The following is a 5,892-nucleotide window of genomic DNA, read 5'->3' as shown; positions in this document are numbered from 1 at the left end:
CTCACCGGGGATGTATGCGGTGACCTCAACCTGGCTGGTCAGCTTGACACGCGCGACCTTCCGGAGCGCCGAGTTCGGCTTCTTCGGAGTCGTGGTGTACACGCGGGTGCATACCCCGCGGCGCTGCGGGCTGCCCTTGAGGGCCGCCGTCTTGACCTTGGCGACCTTGTCACGGCGACCCTTGCGGACCAGCTGCTGAATGGTTGGCATCTACCGGCTTTCTACTTCGTCTTTGTGTTGCTGCGTTGTCTGGTGCTTTTAAGTCTCTGTAGTGCAGTTACGCCCTTCCGCGGTCCCCCGCGGCCGGGTGTGTCGCACGCGCCCGCCGCAGAAATCAATCCGTTGCGTAGTTGGCATGCGAATTGGCCCGGCGTGCGCGTCTTAGGTGAAGCGCCTAAAACCGCCAGGCACGAGCCACCACAATACCCGCCGCGAGTCGCGCAGGTCAAAGCGACGACGTCGGGGTCCGGTGGGGCCACGCAGCGGCCGCGATTACAGGGCCTGTTGTGCGCCGGATCCGCTGCGACGCTCCATGCCTGCGGCCAGCCTCAGCACCATATCTGAGAACACCGAGTCGGTGTCGATGTCGTCCATCACGCCGGTCATCTCCAGCAGCACGAAGCCGTGCATTGCCGACCAGAATTCCAGCGCTGCATAGAAGGCTTGTTCCAGGTCAAGCCCGTAGGAGGACAGCACGGCGATCACCGGCGTGGCGGCAGCCCTGGTCGCGGCGGTGTATTCGGGATCGTCGCCGCCGCCCAGCGGCATCCGGGTGAAGGCCGAATACCGGCCCGGGTGGTGATGGGCATAGCTGCGGTACGCGCTGGCCATGACCAACACCGCGTCGTCGCGGGCACGGCCTTCGCCAACCCTGTTGAGCATCAGGATGATGTCGTCGATCACCCGGATCCGCACTGTGCGGCGCAAGTCCTCCAGGCTGTCGACGTGGTTGTACAACGACGGGCCCTTGGTCCCGAGCTGCGTGGCCAGGGCGTTGATCGTCAGCGCGTCCCAGCCCTCGCGGTCCAAGAAGGTGAGCGCGGCGTTGACGATGATCTCGCGGCTCAGCCTGCCTCCGCGGGCGGACGGCTTCGACCCGGCGCCCGACCGACCGGCCGATGACTCCGGCTCAGCTGCCATGGCGACGTCCTTCGGTTGCATCGGCCCGGGTTGGTCGACGACTTCTAGTTAAAGCCACCCCGGAACGAAGAACTCTAGTCTGCCGAGGACACGAACACGTAGGCTCTGTCCGAGCAGATCACGCGCCATGGCGAGAGGAGCACGGGAGTGAATTGGTCGATCCCCTCCCGAACCGTGGCGGCCTGCGCGGTCGCGATCGCCTTCACGTCCGCCGCCGGCGCACCGGCCGGTCACGCCAAAAACGGTGACACCCATGTCACCGGCATGGGTATCGAGCAGACGATCGACTGCAACGGCGCAACATTGTTGGTCGACGGCACCAGGAACACGGTCAACGCGCTGGGGTCATGCTGGGCGGTATCCGTGATGGGCTCGGGTCACACCGTCGTCGCCGAAAACGTCGTCCACGACATCACCGTGTACGGCTCCAACGAGTCGATCTTCTACAAAAGCGGTGACCCGTTCGTGTGGGACCGCGGTCGCGAACTCGGCATGACAAATCGCATCAGTCACGTAGGGGGATAAGCCATATGAGCAACACCCATGGCTCATCTCGCCGTCTGGCCGCAGCGGCCGGTGTGGCGCTGTCCGCGATAGCGGTGTTCGGCATGGCGGGCTGCGCACCGAAGAACAACAGCACGGCCCCGTCGACCGGCTCGCACACCTCGTCGACAACGGCGCCGTCCACGACCAGCACAGGCGCCCAGTTCGACATCGGGAACACGATCAACTACGGATCACTGGGCACCACAACCACTCTCGATTGCGGCGACGGGAAGTCGCTGAACGTGGGCGGGTCCAACAACACGCTGACGGTGAAGGGCAGCTGCGGAACGGTCAGCGTCGGCGGCGCCGACAACAAGATCACCATCGACAAGATCGACAAGCAACTCAACGTTGTCGGGTTCAACAACACGATCAGCTACAAACAGGGCGACCCCAAGGTCGACAACCTCGGCAGCGGGAACACCATCAACAAGGCCCATTAGCTTTACGCGGCAATGCCATTCGACATTCTGATCAACGGCGGCGGCATCGCCGGACCAAGCTTGGCCTTCTGGCTCACCAGGCACGGCCATGCCGTCACGATCACCGAGCAGGCTGCTCAACTGCGCACCGGCGGCCAGGCCGTCGACTTTCGCGGGCCCGCGCTCACCGTGCTGGCGAAGATGGGCCTGCTCGAGCAGGTGAAGGCGAGCGCCACCCAAATGGGACCGCTGGTGCTGGTCGACGGCCGGGGCAAGGAAGTCGGCCGCTTACCCGCCGAAGTCATCAGCGGCGAGGTGGAGATTCACTGGGGCGATTTGACTCGCATCCTGTACGAAGCCGTGCGCAACGACGTCAATTACCGCTTTGGCGTACGTGTTACGGCCCTCGTCGACAACGACCAGGGGGGCGACGTGACCTTCAGCGACGGGTCGACGGGCAGCTATGACCTCGTCATCGGCGCCGATGGGCTGCACTCCGGCACGCGCAGGCTGGTGTTCGGACCCGAGGATTGGTACGTCACCCAACTGGGTCAGTGTTTCGGATTCTTCGACATCGAAAACCGTCTGCGGCTTGACCATTGCGGCATGGCCTACATCGATGCCGGCCGAACGGCCGCCCTACAGGGCATCGACCCTGACAAGCCGGCCCGAGCGAGCTTGTTCCTCAGCGACCCCCACGTCGCCTTCGACTACCGCGACACCGAAGGCAACAAACGGTTGTTCGTCGAGAGGTACGCGGGGATGGGATGGGAAGTTCCCACGTTGCTCAACGGCCTCGCCGTGGCTCCGGAGGTGTACTTCGATTCGATCGCCCAGGTCCACCTGGATTCGTACGCCCGTGGCCGGGTCTGCCTGACTGGCGATGCGGCCTGGTGCGCCTCGCCACGCTCAGGCATGGGCACGACGCTCGCGCTGGTCGGCGTCTACGTGCTGGCTCACGAAATGCAGGCGGCCGGTGACGATTACGCTGCGGCGTTCGCCCGCTACCAGCGGCAGCTCGCGCCCTACGTCGCGCGGTGTCAGAAGCTCGCGATCAACGCCCTGAGAACCGAACGCATCTCCTCGGGCCGACTCGCCCCGCTGCGTAACGTCGCTCTTCGGATGCTCCGCATCCCAGGCGTCAGCAAGCTGGTCGCCCGGCAGTCGCTGGCGGTGGCGCGTACCTTCAGCCTGCCTGACTACTGAGCCGACGCGCCGTGGCGGCCGGCGCCGGCGGCGAAACGCCCGGCACCCTCCGTGGCTTCGGCGGCTACCCGGGAGATGCTGGCGAATTCGTAGTCCAGCGCTTCGGTTTCGGGTATCCCCCACTGATGCAACGCCGACAGCCGATCCGATCGCATGCACTGCTGCGGCAGCGCGGCCAACTCGGCGGCCAGCTCCTCGGCGGCTGCCCGCGCTTGCCCTTTGGGCACAACACGATTGGCGAGGCCGATCGCCAGCGCTTCGGTGGCGTCGACCGCACGACCGGTGAGGATCATGTCCATCGCCCGGCTCTGCCCGATCAGCCGAGGCAGCCGGATCGTGCCACCGTCGATCAGCGGTACCCCCCACCGACGGCAGAACACCCCGAACACGGCGTCCTCCTCGGCGACTCGCAGATCGCACCACAATGCCAACTCCAGACCGCCCGCTACCGCGTAGCCACTGACCGCGGCAATCACCGGTTTTGACAACACCATTCGAGTCGGCCCCATCGGGCCCGGACCCGTCCGCTGCACCGCGTTGGCGTGCGGCGTGCCGAACGCTTTCAAATCCGCTCCGGCGCAGAAGGTTCCGTGATCGCCCCACAGCACTGCGACCGACGCGGTGTCGTCACGGTCGAACTCCTCGAACGCTTCGAACAGTCCGGTAGCGGTTGGGCCGTTGACCGCGTTGCGGGCCTCGGGCCGGTTGAGGATCACGGTGGTCACTGGACCATGACGTTCTACGCGCACCGGATCACTCATGTCGCCTCCACTAGTCGGATACCATCGCGCCGCTGCAGCAGTTCAGCGGCGAAGTCGTTGTAGGCGGCACGCAGCCGCGAGCCCGGCCAGTCCGCGGGCAGCAATTCCTCCGGCAGCACCGGGTCGGTCAACAGATGGCGCACCATCGCGGCGGCCACCACGAAACCAGCGGGAACATCCGTGGCCTCTGACATGTCGGCGAGTAACCGGTGACCGGTGCGAGCCCACGACGGCAGATCCCACAGCTGGCCGGCTAACTCGGCGGGGTCGTCGTCACGGGCCTGCATGATGCGCACCCGGGCGCGATCCTCGTCGGCCAGGTCGAGCTCGAGGTTGTCCGGCCGCATCCACACGCCTTCACGGAGCTCACCGAAACGCTTGTGGTGCAGAGTTGTTCGCAACGCCGCACGGGTGCGCGCATCGGTGCCGATGCTGGTGACAATCACCGTGGTCCAGTAGCCGTGCCACGGCCGCAGCTGGGGACGCATGGCGTCGTCCTGCCTGCGCTGCCGAGCGAGCAGTCGGTCAGCAAGCCGGTAGCCGTCGGCGGACCGCACCAAGTCGCCCGCGCTGACCATCCGGGTCAACGCGACTCGCAACGTGGCTTCCTTGATGCCGAAATCATTGGTGAGCCTGATCAATTCGGCCGCGCTGGCCCACGCCGGATGGGCGCCGAGCAGCACGCTGAGCACCACCGACCGGGCGGGCATGCGGGCCAGCGATTTCGACATTTCGTTACACCTGGGACGCGCGCCGGCCGTAATCACCGAATGGCTCGTCGCGGTGCTTGACCGCCTCGCGGAAGCCGTGCTCGACGGCATCGGCGACGAATGCGTGGCCCTCGGGCGTGTGCCGGGCGACACCGTCGAACACCGTGCTGACCATTCGGCTGGTGGCCACACCCTGTTGCAGCAGTGCGGAATTGAGCGCGAGTTTAACCATGATCAGCTGGTTGACCGGCACCGCGGCGATCCGCTCCACCAGGCGTTCGGTGCGCTCGTCGAGGTCTTTCGGATCCGGCGCCTCTACTGCCAGACCCCACTCGGCGGCCTGCGCGCCAGTGATGCAATCCCCGGTCAGCAGAAGACGTTTGGCGCGCTGATCGCCGAGTCGGTGCGCCCACATCCCGGCGGCCGGCACTCCCCAGACCCGGGTCGGCGGATAGCCGATCTTCGCGTCGGACGCGGCGATCACCTGGTCGGCATGCAGCGCGATGTCGGTGCCGCCGGCCACGCAGTAGCCGTGGATCTTGACCACTGTCGGCTTATCCGCATGCAACAGGCTGGAAAAGCCACGCACGAAGCGACTCATCATCTGATAGTCGATCATCGGATCCCACGGCTGATTCGGTAAATGGTTGACCGCCTGGGTTTTACCGTCCAGCGAGGTTCCGTGGTAGGCGCCGGTGCCGCCGGCCGAGCCGGTGCGATCGGCGTATGCGCTCAGATCGAAACCCGCGCAAAAACCTTCGCCACGGCCCGAGACCAGGATGACGTGCACATTGGGATCCAGGTCGGCACGCTCCACCAAAGCCGACAGCTCCAGCGGAGTGTCGGCGATGATCGCGTTGCCCTTGTCGGGCCGGTTGAAGGTGATTCGTGCAACCCGATCGGTGACCTCATAGGTCATCGTCTTCAAGTTGTCGAAGTCGACCGGCCGGATCGCGTGCGTCATCCTTTTACTAGAGCACGCTCGATGATCGGCGCGAGATCCAACCCGGCGGGCATGGTCCCGAAAGCGCCGCCCCACTGACCCTCCAGCCGGGTGGCCAGGAACGCTTCGGCGACGGCCGGGTGTCCGTGCCGCACCAGCAGCGA

Annotated in this window: 8 protein-coding genes and 1 pseudogene; 3 read left to right on the top strand and 6 right to left on the bottom strand. The window is 65.6% G+C overall.

What is annotated here, in order from left to right:
* Both VGH54_RS24965 and VGH54_RS24960 read right to left on the bottom strand, forming a co-directional pair.
* Positions 1 to 210, bottom strand: a pseudogene (locus tag VGH54_RS24965) (30S ribosomal protein S12); the annotation flags it as partial.
* A 282-nt stretch (positions 211 to 492) separates the two neighbouring features.
* Complete coding sequence (locus VGH54_RS24960; RefSeq protein ID WP_331514811.1) at positions 493 to 1,140, bottom strand: TetR/AcrR family transcriptional regulator; 648 nt, start codon at positions 1,138 to 1,140, stop codon at positions 493 to 495.
* Between the two features lie 147 nt (positions 1,141 to 1,287).
* On the opposite strand from VGH54_RS24960, the gene VGH54_RS24955 reads away from it, so the two are divergent.
* The 3 genes from VGH54_RS24955 to VGH54_RS24945 are packed head-to-tail and all read left to right on the top strand — an operon-like array spanning position 1,288 to position 3,314.
* The gene (locus tag VGH54_RS24955) at positions 1,288 to 1,665 is read left to right on the top strand and encodes a DUF3060 domain-containing protein (protein ID WP_331514810.1); all 378 of its coding nucleotides are present in this window, start codon (positions 1,288 to 1,290) and stop codon (positions 1,663 to 1,665) included.
* Between the two features lie 5 nt (positions 1,666 to 1,670).
* Complete coding sequence (locus VGH54_RS24950) at positions 1,671 to 2,129, top strand: DUF3060 domain-containing protein (RefSeq protein WP_331514809.1); 459 nt, start codon at positions 1,671 to 1,673, stop codon at positions 2,127 to 2,129.
* 12 nt (positions 2,130 to 2,141) lie between these two features.
* Positions 2,142 to 3,314, top strand: a complete 1,173-nt coding sequence (locus VGH54_RS24945; RefSeq protein WP_331514808.1) for an FAD-dependent monooxygenase — start codon at positions 2,142 to 2,144, stop codon at positions 3,312 to 3,314.
* Here VGH54_RS24945 and VGH54_RS24940 read toward each other — a convergent pair.
* The 4 genes from VGH54_RS24940 to VGH54_RS24925 form a co-directional block, all read right to left on the bottom strand.
* Positions 3,308 to 4,075, bottom strand: coding sequence for a crotonase/enoyl-CoA hydratase family protein (locus tag VGH54_RS24940; RefSeq protein ID WP_331514807.1), 768 nt, complete (start codon positions 4,073 to 4,075; stop codon positions 3,308 to 3,310). The genes VGH54_RS24945 and VGH54_RS24940 overlap by 7 nt on opposite strands.
* A complete protein-coding gene (locus VGH54_RS24935) occupies positions 4,072 to 4,794 on the bottom strand; it encodes a PaaX family transcriptional regulator C-terminal domain-containing protein (protein ID WP_331514813.1) in 723 nt (240 codons plus the stop codon). Before VGH54_RS24935 ends, VGH54_RS24940 begins: the two co-directional genes overlap by 4 nt.
* 16 nt (positions 4,795 to 4,810) lie before the next feature.
* A complete protein-coding gene (locus VGH54_RS24930; protein ID WP_331514806.1) occupies positions 4,811 to 5,749 on the bottom strand; it encodes a crotonase/enoyl-CoA hydratase family protein in 939 nt (312 codons plus the stop codon).
* Positions 5,746 to 5,892, bottom strand: a 147-nt coding sequence (locus tag VGH54_RS24925; protein WP_331514812.1) for a hypothetical protein, incomplete at its 5' end; no start/stop codon positions are given. The genes VGH54_RS24925 and VGH54_RS24930, both read right to left, overlap by 4 nt.

The sequence above is a fragment of the Mycobacterium sp. genome (genome assembly GCF_036488105.1).
Taxonomy (GTDB): domain Bacteria; phylum Actinomycetota; class Actinomycetes; order Mycobacteriales; family Mycobacteriaceae; genus Mycobacterium.
Note: the sequence above shows the minus strand (reverse complement) of the source record. Positions and strands in the feature narration are given on the sequence as shown.

Bases quoted from the DNA above. Each gene is read 5' to 3' on its own strand.
- VGH54_RS24960 (WP_331514811.1), bottom strand. From the start codon at position 1,140: ATGGCAGCTGAGCCGGAGTCATCGGCCGGTCGGTCGGGCGCCGGGTCG.
- VGH54_RS24950 (WP_331514809.1), top strand. From the start codon at position 1,671: ATGAGCAACACCCATGGCTCATCTCGCCGTCTGGCCGCAGCGGCCGGT.
- VGH54_RS24945 (WP_331514808.1), top strand. From the start codon at position 2,142: ATGCCATTCGACATTCTGATCAACGGCGGCGGCATCGCCGGACCAAGC.
- VGH54_RS24940 (WP_331514807.1), bottom strand. From the start codon at position 4,075: ATGAGTGATCCGGTGCGCGTAGAACGTCATGGTCCAGTGACCACCGTG.
- VGH54_RS24930 (WP_331514806.1), bottom strand. From the start codon at position 5,749: ATGACGCACGCGATCCGGCCGGTCGACTTCGACAACTTGAAGACGATG.